14 protein-coding genes are annotated in these 14960 nt (G+C 43.1%); 11 read left to right on the top strand and 3 right to left on the bottom strand.

The genetic code is table 11. The features are described from left to right. Positions 1-4: 4 nt before the first annotated feature. The 9 genes from AAEY94_RS02120 to nqrF all read left to right on the top strand — a co-directional run bounded on the left by AAEY94_RS02120 (position 5) and on the right by nqrF (position 11107). On the top strand, positions 5-1063 hold the full coding sequence (locus tag AAEY94_RS02120; RefSeq protein WP_162022314.1) for a DUF3626 domain-containing protein: 1059 nt from the start codon (positions 5-7) through the stop codon (positions 1061-1063). A gap of 332 nt (positions 1064-1395) precedes the next feature. Continuing rightward, a complete protein-coding gene (gene cydD / locus AAEY94_RS02115; protein WP_350976916.1) occupies positions 1396-3186 on the top strand; it encodes a heme ABC transporter permease/ATP-binding protein CydD in 1791 nt (596 codons plus the stop codon). 35 nt (positions 3187-3221) lie between these two features. Continuing rightward, positions 3222-4919 (top strand): heme ABC transporter ATP-binding protein/permease CydC, encoded by a 1698-nt coding sequence (gene cydC, locus AAEY94_RS02110; RefSeq protein ID WP_350977249.1) that lies wholly within the window; start codon positions 3222-3224, stop codon positions 4917-4919. 356 nt (positions 4920-5275) lie between these two features. Next, positions 5276-6655 carry a Na(+)-translocating NADH-quinone reductase subunit A gene (locus AAEY94_RS02105; RefSeq protein WP_101086097.1) on the top strand — a complete coding sequence of 460 codons (1380 nt, stop codon included), beginning with the start codon at positions 5276-5278 and terminating at the stop codon, positions 6653-6655. Continuing rightward, on the top strand, positions 6655-7869 hold the full coding sequence (locus AAEY94_RS02100; RefSeq protein ID WP_350976913.1) for an NADH:ubiquinone reductase (Na(+)-transporting) subunit B: 1215 nt from the start codon (positions 6655-6657) through the stop codon (positions 7867-7869). The genes AAEY94_RS02105 and AAEY94_RS02100 overlap by 1 nt, the downstream gene beginning before the upstream one ends. Next, positions 7859-8626 carry a Na(+)-translocating NADH-quinone reductase subunit C gene (locus AAEY94_RS02095; RefSeq protein WP_101086095.1) on the top strand — a complete coding sequence of 256 codons (768 nt, stop codon included), beginning with the start codon at positions 7859-7861 and terminating at the stop codon, positions 8624-8626. Before AAEY94_RS02100 ends, AAEY94_RS02095 begins: the two co-directional genes overlap by 11 nt. Continuing rightward, positions 8627-9247 (top strand): NADH:ubiquinone reductase (Na(+)-transporting) subunit D, encoded by a 621-nt coding sequence (locus tag AAEY94_RS02090; RefSeq protein WP_350976909.1) that lies wholly within the window; start codon positions 8627-8629, stop codon positions 9245-9247. A 9-nt stretch (positions 9248-9256) separates the two neighbouring features. After that, a complete protein-coding gene (gene nqrE, locus AAEY94_RS02085; protein ID WP_101086093.1) occupies positions 9257-9865 on the top strand; it encodes an NADH:ubiquinone reductase (Na(+)-transporting) subunit E in 609 nt (202 codons plus the stop codon). 24 nt (positions 9866-9889) lie between these two features. Then, positions 9890-11107 carry an NADH:ubiquinone reductase (Na(+)-transporting) subunit F gene (gene nqrF, locus AAEY94_RS02080; protein ID WP_101086092.1) on the top strand — a complete coding sequence of 406 codons (1218 nt, stop codon included), beginning with the start codon at positions 9890-9892 and terminating at the stop codon, positions 11105-11107. Between the two features lie 177 nt (positions 11108-11284). Here the strand turns inward: nqrF and AAEY94_RS02075 are convergent, their stop codons facing one another. Further along, on the bottom strand, positions 11285-11458 hold the full coding sequence (locus AAEY94_RS02075) for a helix-turn-helix domain-containing protein (RefSeq protein ID WP_101086091.1): 174 nt from the start codon (positions 11456-11458) through the stop codon (positions 11285-11287). A gap of 232 nt (positions 11459-11690) precedes the next feature. Further along, complete coding sequence (locus AAEY94_RS02070) at positions 11691-12371, bottom strand: Rossmann-fold NAD(P)-binding domain-containing protein (protein ID WP_162022319.1); 681 nt, start codon at positions 12369-12371, stop codon at positions 11691-11693. 223 nt (positions 12372-12594) lie between these two features. Between AAEY94_RS02070 and AAEY94_RS02065 the strand changes: the two genes are divergently transcribed. Further along, on the top strand, positions 12595-13266 hold the full coding sequence (locus tag AAEY94_RS02065; protein WP_174839626.1) for a nitroreductase family protein: 672 nt from the start codon (positions 12595-12597) through the stop codon (positions 13264-13266). A gap of 161 nt (positions 13267-13427) precedes the next feature. After that, positions 13428-13802 (top strand): hypothetical protein, encoded by a 375-nt coding sequence (locus AAEY94_RS02060; RefSeq protein WP_101086088.1) that lies wholly within the window; start codon positions 13428-13430, stop codon positions 13800-13802. Positions 13803-13963: 161 nt separating this feature from the next. On the opposite strand, the gene lpxL is transcribed toward AAEY94_RS02060, so the two are convergent. Further along, a complete protein-coding gene (gene lpxL / locus AAEY94_RS02055) occupies positions 13964-14890 on the bottom strand; it encodes an LpxL/LpxP family Kdo(2)-lipid IV(A) lauroyl/palmitoleoyl acyltransferase (RefSeq protein WP_335690720.1) in 927 nt (308 codons plus the stop codon). Between the last annotated feature and the right edge of the window lie 70 nt (positions 14891-14960).

Genomic DNA, 14960 nt, shown 5'->3' with positions numbered 1-14960 from the left:
ACTGATGAAATTAACGGCACAAATACATATTGAGAAAATGGCGTATGAGCTGCGAGATCATGCTCATGCCGTGATCAAAAATGTGCTGTTAATGTCTAATATTTCAACCTTATCTCTTCAACTTGCTATGCGCGAGCTCGCTCAACATAGCCGAGTCGCGTTGCATTTTCATCCCGATCAAATTGATAATCGAGGCCTCACTGTTGTTGATGGTTTATTGCGTGACGGGGTGTATAAAAGCCAGTTTGAAACCCATGTCTCTAATGGTCATTTATCACCAGAATTAGGCGGTTCTCGCGACCATTGGGAAAACCAATTATTTGGTCATAGCTATTCTGGGATTAAGCATCGGCCTAAATATGGTGCGTTAGATTTTGGTTTGTGTCCATTAGGCCCGGCGCCTCGCTTTGGCAGTTGTTATTTAGTGACTCATCCTCAAATATTGTCTCGATGTACCTTTAGTTACATGGACTCTTATCGGTTGCCCAAAGAAAAGGGCACTATAAAGTGTTTTGATGCGATTTTAGCGGCATTACTCAGTGAGAGTTTTGAGCGTCAATATGCTTTGGGTATTTCTGGGCTTAAACCGAGTAAGTTGATTGAACATTTTAGTCAGCATTTAACCGATGATATCAGTAGCCGTTTCGATGTGGCCCCTAGCGGTAATTTAGATCATTATATTGAAGCCCAAATTCACGGCGATGTGTCGCTGGATCAAGATATTGCTATATTAGTGGCCGATCCGTCATATGTAGGCACTGCCATTGGCGATTCATTAGTCGCCTTGTGTCACGAGTATGGAATTGAGTTGCATTGGCATCAAGGGCGGCAGATTAATGTGGCACAAATACCCGATGATTTTCGTGGTGCTGCTATGCCTATTTTGGCGCAAAGCCTTGCTGAAAATGAGTTGATTAATGCTGAGATTATTGGCCGTGCGGCGTATCAATTGCAAAAAAAACCGGCTTCATGGAGTGAGCGTGGTGCACATTCTAAAAAACGACAAGACTTAAAGTTACTCTGGCACGTATTGGTAAAATACGGGGAGAGTACTGGTCAATAAATGTTATTACCAACAATAAATTATTTTACTCGCATTGCTTCCCCTTTGGTTCTTTTTGCAAATTAGCTTGGTTTTGTCGCTCAACGTGTTTTTGTTAAAAACTGTGTTTAACACTGTGATGTTGTTTGTGATTAACCATTTTATTTGTAAAAGATGCACTTTATTGAATTTGATAAGTTTCAAGCTGATAGTGGTTAAATTTAATCTTTAAATAAGGCTTTATTAGCAAAATGTGAATCAGATAACATTTACACTGTTTTAGGTGTTAACTCGATGCCAGTACTGCGATACTGCGTGATTAAAGTGGTCATCGATAACTCTGCCGGAGCTTCATGGACAAGTCGTTAGAAAAGTCATTAGCCAAATGGCTTAAAAGCCAACAATCTTCTTGTGGTATTTTCCTCAAACTATCGGTGCTATGTGGTGTGTTAAATGGCATTGCCATGGTGGCACAGGCCTATTTTATTGCTCAGATTTTACAGGGTGTCATTATTGATAACCTTGTTCCCGCCACATTAAACATTCAATTTTTTGCCCTTATTGGTTTGCTATTCACCCGAGCATTGTTAGCGCAGGTGCGTGAACGGATAAGCTTTGAGGCGGGCAAACGTTTACGCACCGACATACGCCAAGCGGTGCTCAATAAATTAGTCGCATTAGGGCCGGTATTTATTAAAGGCAAACCTGCTGGGTCATGGGCAACCTTAGTATTTGAGCAAGTTGAAGATTTGCATGACTTTTATGCTAAATACTTACCGCAGATGATGTTGGCTGGGTTTATTCCTTTACTGATATTAGCCTGTGTTTTTCCGCTTAATTGGGCCGCTGGGATCATTTTGATGGCCACGGCACCATTGATTCCGCTATTTATGATTTTAGTGGGTATGGGCGCCGCAGATGCTAATCGTAAAAATATGCAGGCGTTATCACGTTTAAGCGGTCACTTTATGGATCGCCTAAAAGGCCTGCAAACGTTAAAGCTGTTTAATCGCGGTGAAGCCGAGTTAGTTAACATTGAACATGCTTCGGAAGATTTTCGTGCCCGGACGATGTCGGTATTACGCTTAGCCTTTCTTAGCTCCGCGGTATTAGAGTTCTTTGCCGCGGTATCGATTGCCGTGTTGGCGGTGTACTTTGGCTTTAGTTACTTAGGCCATTTAGATTTTGGTCACTATGGCGTACAGGTAAGTTTGTTTACTGGCATGTTTGTGTTGATTTTAGCGCCAGAATTTTATCAACCCCTACGAGACTTAGGCACTCATTATCACGCCAAAGCTCAAGCGATAGGCGCTGCAGAAGCGTTGGTTGAGCTACTTGATTATCACGTTAATACCCCTGCTAAAATCCATTCAGCATCACCAGATATGGCGTTCACAGCCGACAGCATAGACATTCAAGCGATTGGGGTTGAAGTGTTTAGTTTAGATGGTCAGCGTTTAGCTGGGCCAATATCATTTACATTACCCGCAGGTGAACACTGGGCTATTGTGGGCCCAAGTGGTGCGGGTAAAACCAGCTTGCTTAATGCGTTGCTGGGTTTTTTGCCTTATCAGGGATCGTTACTGATTAATGGTCAGGAGTTGTCACAACTTAATGTGGCTCAGTGGCGGCAACATTTGGCTTGGTTAGGGCAAGATCCGCAATTGTTTCATGGCACGGTGAGAGAAAATGTTGCATTGGCCAATCCGCAATTAAACGATGAACAAATTATGACGTTGCTAGAACAAGCTGATATCAGTGAGTTTGTAAAGCAGCAACCATTAGGCCTCGATTTAGTCATAAGCGACCAAAGTGCAGGAGTGTCAGTGGGCCAGGCCCAGCGTTTTGCATTAGCACGTGCGTTGGCACAACCCGCTAAATTGTTTTTATTAGATGAACCCACTGCCAGCTTAGATGCCCAAAGCGAGCAGTCAGTGCTGGCCTCGTTGCACCGCGCGATGCAGTCGACAACAGCATTAACCGTTACCCACAAATTAGATGATTTACACAACATGAATTACGTATTGGTGATGGACAACGGAATGGTAGTGCAGCAAGGCCATGTAAATGATTTACAGCAGGCTGATGGATTATTAGCACAAATGCTCAATCAGCAACAGAATCAACAACCGGAGGTGTGCTGATGTCGCAACCCGTTGATGCCGCGCCGCGTAACATTATTCAGGTGTTACGGCCGTTTATTGCTTTGTTCCGCCGCCAGTGGCTGATGATGTTAGTCGGCTTATTGCTTACTTTTACCACGTTACTCACCGGTATTGGTCTGTTGTCTTTATCTGGTTGGTTCTTATCAGCCAGTGCGGTAGCAGGCTTAGCAGTGTTGACGGCCCAAACATTCAACTTTTTTACCCCGGCAGGAGGCGTTCGATTTTTCTCCATCGCCAGAACAGCAAGTCGTTACGGCGAGCGTTTAGCAACTCATGAAGCGACCTTTAAATTGCTGACTCAGCTGCGTGTTTGGGCATGGAATAAGTTGCTGCCGTTGAGTGCAGCTAACTTACAAGGTCTGCGCAGAGGCGACTTACTCAATCGTTTAGTTGCCGACATTGATACGTTAGATCATCTCTACTTACGCTTACTCACGCCAATGACCGCATCTTTGATGATGATTGGGGTATTGTTGGTGTTTCTCGGGTGGTTTGATAACCATTTAGCCTTGAGTTTATGTGCTTTGTTATTAGCGGCTTGGTTTATCTTACCGCTGGTATTTTATTACTTAGGTAAGGCACCTGGGCAAGCATTGATGCAAGCGCAAAGGCAATATCGAGTCGAGTTGTTTGATGTTATTCAGGGGCAAGCTGAATTAAGTTTATTTGGCGCCAATAAGCGTTATTTATCCCAACTTGATAAATCACAGCAGGCTTTATTTAGTCAGCAAACTACCATGGCTAATATTACTGGGTTGAGCCAAGCATTATTGATATTAATCAATGGCATTGCAGTAGTGTTTATGTTGTATTTAGCGGGTCAAAGCGTCGGAGATGCCACGCCTCCGGGGCCGTTAATGGCCTTAATGGTGTTTGCCACCATGGCCAGTCTTGAAATGATGATGCCAATAGCCGGTGCATTTCAACATTTATCTAGCACAGTACTTGCTGCGCGGCGGGTGACCGAAATAACCGAACAAATACCGAGTGTTAAATTTAATGCTAACAGTCACTTGCAAGCAAAACACGGCGCCTTGCAGCTCAGTGGCATCCACTTTGGTTATCACAGCCATTCACCGGTGTTACAAGGTGTAGATTTGACTCTTAAAGCCGGTGAAAAAGTGGCTATTTTAGGTCCCACAGGTTGTGGTAAATCCAGTTTGTTGGGGCTGATTACTCGTGATTGGGCGCCGCAACAAGGGTCTATTTCGCTTGATGGCGAGCCCATAAGTGCCTACAGCGATGCCAATCTTCGTGCTGCGATGACCGTGGTGAGTCAGCGAGTTTATCTGTTTTCTGGCACCTTACGTGACAATTTAGCCTTGGCGTTGCCCTTTGTGCAAAGCGAAACCCAAAAAGCTCATGATCCTCGTTTTATAGAGGTATTACAGCGCGTTGGTTTACAAACCTTGTTGCAGGGCGATAAACCATTAGATTGCTGGATAGGTGAGGGCGGCCGACAATTATCGGGTGGTGAGCAGCGCAGAATCGGAGTCGCAAGGGCATTATTGCGTGACGCTCCTTTGTTATTGCTTGATGAACCGACTGAAGGATTAGATAAACGTACCGAGCGTGAAATCCTTAACGTGTTGCTCGATTTTGCGGAGCATAAAACCCTGTTAATGATTAGTCATCGTTTAACTGCGTTAGAACAAATGGATTGCGTGTACCTTTTTCAACAAGGTCGACTAATTCAACAGATAGCGGATTAAAATAAGCCATTAGCGGATTAAACTCTTAGCCTAGCGCGATAGAACATACGTTATGGCTGTTTTGGTGCGGAGTAATCAAGTCTAATTTGTGGATGTTAATCAATCTAGTCGTGGGTTTTTTATGGATTATTGGTTATAACATGTACCGCTAATACTGCCGGAATGTAACAACCCTTTTGACACATAAATTACATAAATAGTTTTATCTCGAGACCATAAATTGACCTGCTTCACAAATCTGGCATTCGGTTATGTTCCAAAATTACAGTCCTCGCTCGGAGTGTGATCTTAGTTACTATATTAGTAGTTGCAAACATATAACATGAGCTATCGAATATTTTTAGATGGTGAATGTGATGGCTGGTGTTACCAATCCAGTAATAACTATTAAGCGCGGACTTGATATCCCGATTGCTGGAGAACCACTGCAGCAAATAGATGGCGCACCTAAAACGACCCAAGTGGCGTTAATTGGTGAAGAATACGTTGGCTTAAAGCCTACAATGTCGGTTGAAGTGGGTGATCATGTCGCCAAAGGCCAAGTGCTGTTTGAGGACAAGAAAACCCCTGGCGTGTTATTTACTGCGCCAGCCAGCGGAGTTGTTTGCGCGATTAATCGCGGAGAACGTAGGGTACTGCAGTCGGTAGTGATTGATTGTGATGCCACGCAAGAGCCTGCCATTATTCTCCAATCAGTGGATATTCATGCGTTATCACATCAAGCCGTTAAAGACGGTTTAGTCCGCAGTGGCTTATGGACAGCGCTGCGTACGCGTCCTTTTTCTCGAGTGCCCCAATTAGATGTCAGTCCTGCAGGGATATTTGTTACGGCTATTGACACAAATCCTCTCGCGCCCGATCCGCGTGTCATTATTGCCACTCAACCACAGGCTTTCCAAGCCGGATTATTTGCCCTTACGTTTTTGACCACCGAAAAAGTGTATTTATGCCAAGACGATGGCGTTTCGTTATTGGCAGATGCCAGCAGCGAGTACGACTTATCGCAAGTCAGTGTGCAACGCTTTAACGGCGTGCACCCAGCAGGATTAGTCGGCACTCACATTCATTACCTGTTACCAGCCAGTATTGAACGCCAGGTTTGGCATGTCGGTTACCAAGACGTGATTGCCTTCGGCAAACTGTTTTTAACCGGTGAACTGTATACTGATCGCATCGTCGCGCTAGGAGGGCCTAATGTATTAAAGCCTCGTTTAGTGCGTACCCAGTTAGGCGCAAAGTTAAGCGAATGGGTAAATGGTGAAATTGACCAGCGACAGTCGCGCATTGTGTCTGGGTCATTATTGTCAGGCCATACCGCTGCTGATGTGTACGATTACCTAGGTCGATTCCATAATCAAATTAGCGTATTGACTGAAAATGAACGTCAAGAGTTGTTGCCTTGGGTGCGTCATGACAGCAGTAAATTTTCACTTACCGGCATCATGATGTCAGGTTTTAGTCGCACCAAAAAACTGTTCGATTTCACCACTACTGCTGGTGGTTCTCCACGAGCCATGATGGCGTTTGGCCAACTGGCCCGCGTTATGCCGCTTGATATTTTACCCATCTTGTTAGTACGTGATTTAGTGGTGCGTGATACCGATGAGGCACAACTGCTCGGCGCATTAGAGCTAGATGAAGAAGATTTAGCGTTGTGCACTTTTGTGTGCCCAGGAAAGTATGACTTTGGTAAAGAACTTCGTGCTTGCCTAGATATTATCGAGAGGGAAGGTTAATGAGTCAGCAACAGAAAAAGCCTAGCAAACAAGACAGCTATTACGCTCATGGCAACTCGATGCGCAGCTATTTACGTTCGTTGTGGATAGCCAATGGTCGTAGCACCAAAGGTGATGTGCATATTCGTGATGCGATTGATGTTAAGCGCACCATGCATATTGTGGGCATGTGCTTATTTCCTGCAATGTTATTGGGCATGTACAACATTGGCCTGCAGGCTCAAATAGCCATTATTGCCGGGGCAACACAGCCGGATGTATGGCAACTTGCCTTTTATGACTTACTGTTTGGCCCACTTACAGAAAGCGCAGGTTTAATCAGTTTGTTCGCCTATGGTGCCAGTTTTTACGTGCCATTTTACTTAACTGCGTTGGTGGTCAGTTTGGTGTGGGAAGTGGTGTTTGCCAAAGTGCGCCACCAAGAACTACACGAAGGCTTCTTTATCACCGCGTTATTATTCTCACTCATATTACCTATCTCTACGCCGTTATGGATTGTAGCTTTGGGCCTTAGCTTTGGTGTGGTCGTGGCCAAAGAGATGTTTGGTGGTATGGGTTACAACTTTTTAAACCCTGCACTGGCGGGTTATGCGTTTATTTATTTTGCATACCCAACAGAAGTGGTGTCATTAAGCCAGTTTGTGGCGGTTGATGGCTTTTCTGGTGCAACGACGTTAACCCTTACCGTGGCTAAAAAATTAAGCTTTATTGATGTGAGTTGGTTCAGCGTATTAAGCGACAGCACTTGGTGGGATGCCTTTTTAGGTTTTACCCCAGGTGCAGTGGGTGAAACCAGTACCTTAGCCATCCTTATCGGTGGTGGTATTTTACTGCTTACCCGCGTAGCTGATTGGCGTGTGGTAGCCGGCGTGATGCTAGGAATGATCATAACCGTTTTGTTGTTTAACTACTTTGGTTCTAGCAGAAATCCTATGTCGGCAATGCCGTGGACATGGCATTTAGTCACTGGTGGTTTTGCACTGGGGATGATGTTTATGGCCACCGATCCGGTAACGGCGTCATATACCCGCAAGGCTAAATTTGCCTTTGGTTTTATGATTGGTTTTATGACCATTATTATTCGTTTACTGAATGCCAAAATGCCAGAGGGCATTATGTTGGCTATTTTGTTTGCTAATTTATGGGCACCGTTATTCGACTACTTAGTCGCACGCGCCAATATTAAACGGAGACTAAAACGTCATGGCCTTTAAGAAAGATAGCGTCGCTGGAACAATGATTTTTATCATCATTTTAAGCCTAGTTTGCTCATTTATGATCACCGGTACCGTTGAGATTTTAAAAGAGCGTAAGTTGGCTAAAAAGCGCGAAGAAGTGCAGCAGTTTGTGTTAAAGGCTGCGGACATCGACATCAGCCAAGGTGACTTTAGTGAGTTATTTGCTCAACGAGTGAAGCCTAAGATGGTTAACTTGGCGACAGGCAAGGTGACTGAAAAAGCCAATCTACTTGATTTTGATGAGCGAATGGCATCGATCAACCCTGAAACCTCGACCAAACCGAAAAAAGATATCGCTAAAATTAAAACCATGGCGACCGACATTCGTATTTTTGAGGTGTATGACACCAATGGCCAACTTGCCAGCATTGTTATGCCGATCTATGGCAAAGGTTTATGGTCGATTATTTACGGTTACATGGCGATAAAACCAGACTTAAACACTATCGAAAATATCGTGTTTTATGAACATGGCGAAACCCCAGGTATTGCGGACTTTATTACTGACCCACAATGGTTAGCCTTGTGGCAAGGCAAAACGTTATTTGATGCCAAAGGTAATATTGCCATTAAAGTGGTTAAGGGCGGCGCCAAAGATGGTGACATTCACGGTATTGATGGCGTAAGTGGGGCGACTCGTTCCGGTGTCGGTATTCAGCGCTTAGTCGAGTTTTGGTTTGGCGTAGAAGGATACCAAACCTATCTACACACGTTAGCTGCGGAGGGTAAGTAAATGAGTCGTGCTATTTCAACTCGTGAGATCCTAACATCGCCAATTATGGCTAATAACCCTGTGGCAATACAGGTATTAGGTGTGTGTTCGGCTTTAGCGGTCAGTAATTCGATGCAAACTGCATTCGTCATGACACTTGCTGTGACCTTTGTGTTGGTATTTTCTAACTTGATTATCTCAAGTATCCGCAATTTTATTCCTAATAGTGTGCGGATTATTGCGCAAATGACGGTGATTGCCTCGTTGGTGATTATTGTCGATATGGTGCTACAAGACGTGGCGTATGAATTGTCAAAACAGTTGTCTGTTTTTGTTAGTTTGATCATCACTAACTGTATCATTATGGGCCGAGCAGAAGCCTTTGCGATGAAACATCCGCCTCATTTAGCCGTATTTGATGCCTTAGGCAATGCCTTGGGTTATGGCTTAATTTTAATGGGCGTAGCGTTTATTCGTGAGCTACTGGGGCGTGGCAGTTTGTTTGGTCACAACATATTTACCACTGTTGAAAGTGGCGGTTGGTATCTTGCAAATGAAATGTTCACTTTACCACCCAGTGCGTTCTTTTTAATTGGCGTGATGATTTGGGTTATTAAAATCATTCAGCGTAAGCGCGGATAAGGAAACAGCATGGAACACTATATTAATTTATTTATCCAAGCAGCGTTTATCGACAACATGGCGCTGTCATTTTTCTTGGGTATGTGCACCTTTTTAGCCGTGTCGAAAAAGGTCTCTACTGCATTTGGTTTAGGCATTGCGGTGATTGTGGTCATGATGCTGGCTGTGCCATTAAACCAAATTATCTACGTTAATATCTTAGCGCCAGGCGCATTAGCTTGGGCTGGGTTTCCTGAGTTGAATTTAAGCTATTTACAGTTGATTACCTTTATTGGGGTCATTGCTGCATTAGTGCAAATCTTAGAAATGTTTTTAGACCGTTATATTCCGACCTTATATCAGTCATTAGGGATCTTCTTACCGCTATTAACGGTGAATTGTGCCATTTTTGCTGGGGTTATCTTTATGGCTAACCGTGACTATAACTTTACTGAGTCAGTGGTTTTTGCTGCGGGTTCTGGTGTGGGGTGGGCGATGGCCATTGTGTTATTAGCGGGATTGCGTGAGCGAATGAAGTTTCATGCTATTCCTGATGGGTTACAAGGCATTGGGATTACCTTTATTACCACCGGCTTAATGGCTCTGGGCTTTATGTCATTTGCGGGCATTACGTTGTAACGCATTGAAGAGAAGGGTTATTTAATGGAAATGGCAATAGGTATTGGCATGTTTACCATAGTGGTAAGTTTGCTAGTGGTGGTGATTTTAGCTGCCAAACGTAAGTTAGTGAACACCAATGATATCACTATTAGTATTAATGGTGACGCCAGCAAAAGCGTGCAAACTCCTGCTGGTGATAAGTTATTGGGCGCACTGTCTGGACAACATATTTTTATACCATCAGCGTGTGGCGGTGGTGGAACATGTGGCCAATGTCGCGTAAAAGTGAAAGCCGGTGGCGGTGATATTTTAGCGACCGAACTTGATCATATTTCGAAAAAAGAAGCCAAAGAAGGCTGTCGTTTAGCGTGCCAAGTGACGGTGAGAACCGACATGGAACTTGAGATTGATGAAGAAATTTTTGGGGTTAAAAAATGGCAATGTGAGGTTGTTTCAAATAATAACCAAGCGACGTTTATTAAAGAGCTGTTATTAAAAATCCCCGACGGTGAAGATGTATTATTTAAAGCCGGTGGTTACATTCAAATTGAAGCGCCTGCGCATGAAGTACGTTATGCCGATTTTGATATTCCTGAAGAGTATCGTGGTGACTGGGTTAAATACGGTTTGTTCGATTTAGTGTCTACCGTTGATGAAGACGTATTACGTGCTTATTCAATGGCAAACTACCCTGATGAAAAGGGGACGATTATGCTAAATGTACGTATTGCAACGCCGCCTAAAGCCGGTTTACCACCAGGCAAAATGTCGTCATATATTTTTAATTTAAAAGCCGGTGATAAGGTAACAATTTCTGGTCCCTTTGGTGAGTTTTTTGTCAAAGAAACCGATGCTGAAATGGTGTTTGTTGGTGGTGGTGCGGGGATGGCACCGATGCGATCGCACATATTTAACCAATTAAAAAGTGTTAAAACCAAACGTAAAATGAGCTTTTGGTATGGTGCTCGCTCAACTCGTGAAGTGTTCTATCAGCAAGATTTTGATCAACTAGCCGCCGAAAATGACAACTTTGTTTGGCATGTTGCTTTGTCTGATCCATTATCTGAAGATAATTGGACGGGTTATACCGGCTTTATTCATAACGTGCTGTATGAGAATTACTTGAAACAACATAAAGCGCCAGAAGACTGTGAGTTTTATATGTGTGGTCCTCCAATCATGAACGCGTCAGTGATAGCCATGCTAGAAAGCTTAGGTGTCGAGTCTGAAAACATCTTGCTAGATGATTTTGGTGACTAATGCTGTGTTGAGCGTTGGGTTTATGTTTGCTAGCCCATGTTCGGTCATTCATATTTACTCGTCCAAGCGTAGCTTAGAAGCTGTAAATAAGAATATGAACTGAGCGTATCAATAAAAAATCCCCATACTGTCATTGACGGTTTGGGGATTTTTTAGCAAATAGGAGTTAAGTCGATATTAACGTTCAGAAAACGCCAGATAACGCATTACTTCGGCTTTGTTGAAACTTAGCACATTACCGTTTTGTTCAGTGAACAGTAAATTTTCGCGAGCATAACGCTTAATCGTAGTAGGGCTTTTGTCGAGTATTTCACAGACTTCATTTAAAGATAAATCGTTATCATCACTCATTCTCGTTCTCCTTACGTTATGGTTATAGTTACTCGTGTTGCCTTGTTAGTATTAAACATCACATGTGCATTAACTTGTCATATTCGCGTGTTTTTGTCGAGCTTAGTATTAAACCAATCACATTATTCTGCGTTGAAGCCTTTGACGTAAAATGACTATGCCTTCAAGTCTTCGACTTGATTAACGTCATTTGAATTCCCACAGCATGAGCAGATAACTAATACGATTGGTATTAATAATGACAGCGATGCATCATGGCATTAGTGATAATTTGATGCGTGGGAGCGACCTGAGGCTTCAAAGCCACTTGGTACATCGACTCCGCTACCGTGTGCGCATTAATGGGCTGATATTTACGCAGCGGACCGATAAATAGAAACGATAAACCACCAAAAAGGCTTTGGCCAATATCTTCCATAAAACGACCATTATCTCGTGGTCCTAATAATAAGCTCGGTTGAAAAATATTGAGTACCGGTAAAGATAGTGCCTTAAGGGCTTGCTCTACTTCGCCTTTGACTCGATTATAAAACACGGTTGATTTAGCATCCGCGCCCAATGCGGTCACCACCATAAATTTAAGTGAAGGATTTTCTTGAACTTGGATAAGTTTAGCGAAAGCCAATACGGCTAATTTATCGACTTGAATAAAGGCTTCTTCGCTGCCCGCTTGTTTAATTGTGGTGCCTAAACAGCAAAACGCATGATCAACTTTTTCTGCCAATGCCAGCTCATGTACTTCGTCCAGTTGGCAGCAAATAAATTGCACTTTCTCAGCCCCAAATTGATGTTCGACCAAATTAGGTGCCGAACGGCCAATAACCAATACTTTACTATAATGTTCACTTTCAATGATGCGAGTAAGTAAGGTATTCCCCACTAAACCCGTCGCACCTATTATTGCTGCAATCATATAATCCTTTAGAAAGCTAAACCGACTCGCTAGACTCTAATCTGTCGCCTTAATGGTTTCAATAAGAATATTTTAATAGCAATTATTATCCTGTTTGTTAGCTTAGGACTACTACAAAAACTACCGGTTATTGAAAATGAGTTTTCACTTTATAAAAATATAACCATCATAAGAATAACAATCATAAGAATAGCAATCATAAGAACAACAATTAGGATGGATTATGAGCCAAGCGCATTTGCCACTAACAGATTTTATTGAATATTCTCCAGATGAAATGCTCAAGCGGGCACAAGATAATTACCAGCAAGTTAAGCGACGTCATTCAATACGGGCATTCTCTGATCGCGCGGTACCCCAAGCCATTATTGAGCAGTGCATATTGGCGGCGGGCACGGCGCCCAATGGTGCTAACCATCAACCATGGCATTTTGTGGCGATAAATAGCCCACAGATAAAAGCGCAAATTCGTCAACAAGCTGAGGCGTTAGAGCAAGCATTTTATGCAGGTCGCGCCGGTGAAGAATGGTTAGATGCATTAAAACCTTTAGGCACTAATGCTGATAAACCGTATTTAGAACACGCGCCTTGGCTGATTGCAGTGTTTAGCAAAAAACGTACTGAAGAATCGGGTGAACAGAAAAGTAATTATTATGTGCATGAGTCTGTGGGGATTGCGACCGGTTTTTTAATTCAAGCATTGCATCATGCAGGTCTTGGCACATTAACGCATACGCCAAAACCGATGAGTTTTTTAAGTAAAGTGTGTGGGCGCGACAATGATAATGAGCGTCCGTATATGCTTATTATAGCGGGATACCCGGCCGATGGAGCGACCATTCCACAGCATGCTATTGAGAAAAAGTCGCTTGCGGAGATTTGTGATTTTATTTAATGCTGTTCACTGTTAGTCTAGCTGTATTTACAAAACGACAGCTTGTAAAACGGCTGCTTGTAAAATGACTGCTTGTAAAATGACTGCTTGTAAAATGATTGTTGGTAAGAATATTATTGATCTCAATGATCGTCGTTAGATACGTATTAAAAGGAGTTAATATGAAATTGTTAAGTTCGTTGTTGGTTTGCTCTCTAGGCGGGATTGTCTCCATGCTAGCAGAAGCTGATGATGCTCAATTAGGCCACTTAGTCGAATTATCGATAACACACAATGATAACGCTATTGGGTTAAGTTGCTTGCCAAGAACTGAAGCCGCTGGCGAAACCGCTGATTGGGTGATTGAGTGTAACCGTTTGGCTTATCAATATTTAATCAGCCAAACGGGCGAAGGTATTGAGTTTAATCGCCAAGTTAATGAAAAGCCTTTTGGGATGGCAGCCGATTTTATGGCGAAAACCTTGATGGCGGACCCATCAGGATTTAAGGCGGTCAATATTTCGCAAGAGTTTGAATTTACTCATAAGAAAACTTAATAGCCTCTTTTTTTGTCTCGATTTTTACATTTTTCTGAATACATAACTAACCCGCTATGGCTTTAATACTGCTATAGCGGGTTAATTATGTATTGCTCATCAGTAGCTATTAGTTGGTAGCAACAGTCATCATTTATATACCCCGACGCGTTTAACTTAAATCAGTCATATAACGATGGAGTGTCTTCAGTGGGACGGGTTTTAAAACGACGATGAAGCCACATGTATTGAGCTTTGTTACGGCTAATCAGTTGTTCTACAATCTGGTTACCACGAATGGCGTCGTCTGTTTCATTGTCGCCAGGAAAATTCTCTAAAGGCGGCATTATTTCAAGGGTGTAGCCTTTGTCATCGCTATTACGTTCAACAAAAAAAGGCACTACATTGGCTTTACCTAATCTTGCCAGTGAGGTTGCGCCAGTAATGGTGGCAGCGTCTGGCACGCCAAAAAAGGGAATAAACACCGCGCTTGAACGGCCAAAATCTTGATCGGCGGTATACCAAATGACATCAGGACTGCGCAGACTGCGGATCATCTGGCGCACATCACGCTTAGGCACTAAGCCTTTGTTTGAACGTAAGCGACCTTTGACTTGTAAGTATTCCATCACCGGATTGTTATGGGGACGATACACGCCAATTCCCGGGGCAAACTGGCCAAATATACGCGCGCCCATTTCAAGTGGTAAACAATGTACCGCAAATAAAATCACCCCTTTGCCATTGTCTAAACTCTGACTAACATGCTCAGTGCCTTTAATGGTCATGTGCTGTTGCACGCGCTCGTTTGACCACCACCATGCGTTAATGGTGTCAAATACCGCTTTACCGGTTTCTTCAAAAGTACGCTCAAGCAGTTGTTGCTTGTCTGCATCACTCATCTCAGGAAAGCATAAATTGATATTTCGCTTAGCGGTATGGGTTCTTCCGCTCGCAACTTTCATGACTAATCGACCAATGCCACGGCCAATTTTCATTTGCCAAGACAGAGGTAATAGTAAGGTTAAACGCATCAAACCGACGCCAAACCATATAGGCCAATGTTTAGGATGATATAAATCAGAAGAAAATTCGGCTTTCTCGACCACGGACAACTCGTCTAGTTCACAAAAAATTATTTGTTATTCTAACTCATATTTAGATGAAAATTAGGTACAA

Origin of the sequence: Shewanella sp. AC34-MNA-CIBAN-0136 (genome assembly GCF_040309945.1) — a bacterium.
Classification (GTDB): domain Bacteria; phylum Pseudomonadota; class Gammaproteobacteria; order Enterobacterales; family Shewanellaceae; genus Shewanella.
This window is presented reverse-complemented; position numbering and strand designations above follow the sequence as displayed.

Excerpts from the sequence above, each read along its gene's own strand:
- AAEY94_RS02060 (WP_101086088.1), top strand. The coding sequence starts at position 13,428 with ATGAAATTGTTAAGTTCGTTGTTGGTTTGCTCTCTAGGCGGGATTGTC.
- nqrE (WP_101086093.1), top strand. The coding sequence starts at position 9,257 with ATGGAACACTATATTAATTTATTTATCCAAGCAGCGTTTATCGACAAC.
- AAEY94_RS02065 (WP_174839626.1), top strand. The coding sequence starts at position 12,595 with ATGAGCCAAGCGCATTTGCCACTAACAGATTTTATTGAATATTCTCCA.
- AAEY94_RS02100 (WP_350976913.1), top strand. The coding sequence starts at position 6,655 with ATGAGTCAGCAACAGAAAAAGCCTAGCAAACAAGACAGCTATTACGCT.
- AAEY94_RS02075 (WP_101086091.1), bottom strand. The coding sequence starts at position 11,458 with ATGAGTGATGATAACGATTTATCTTTAAATGAAGTCTGTGAAATACTC.
- AAEY94_RS02095 (WP_101086095.1), top strand. The coding sequence starts at position 7,859 with ATGGCCTTTAAGAAAGATAGCGTCGCTGGAACAATGATTTTTATCATC.
- AAEY94_RS02120 (WP_162022314.1), top strand. The coding sequence starts at position 5 with ATGAAATTAACGGCACAAATACATATTGAGAAAATGGCGTATGAGCTG.
- cydD (WP_350976916.1), top strand. The coding sequence starts at position 1,396 with ATGGACAAGTCGTTAGAAAAGTCATTAGCCAAATGGCTTAAAAGCCAA.
- AAEY94_RS02070 (WP_162022319.1), bottom strand. The coding sequence starts at position 12,371 with ATGATTGCAGCAATAATAGGTGCGACGGGTTTAGTGGGGAATACCTTA.
- AAEY94_RS02105 (WP_101086097.1), top strand. The coding sequence starts at position 5,276 with ATGGCTGGTGTTACCAATCCAGTAATAACTATTAAGCGCGGACTTGAT.
- nqrF (WP_101086092.1), top strand. The coding sequence starts at position 9,890 with ATGGAAATGGCAATAGGTATTGGCATGTTTACCATAGTGGTAAGTTTG.
- AAEY94_RS02090 (WP_350976909.1), top strand. The coding sequence starts at position 8,627 with ATGAGTCGTGCTATTTCAACTCGTGAGATCCTAACATCGCCAATTATG.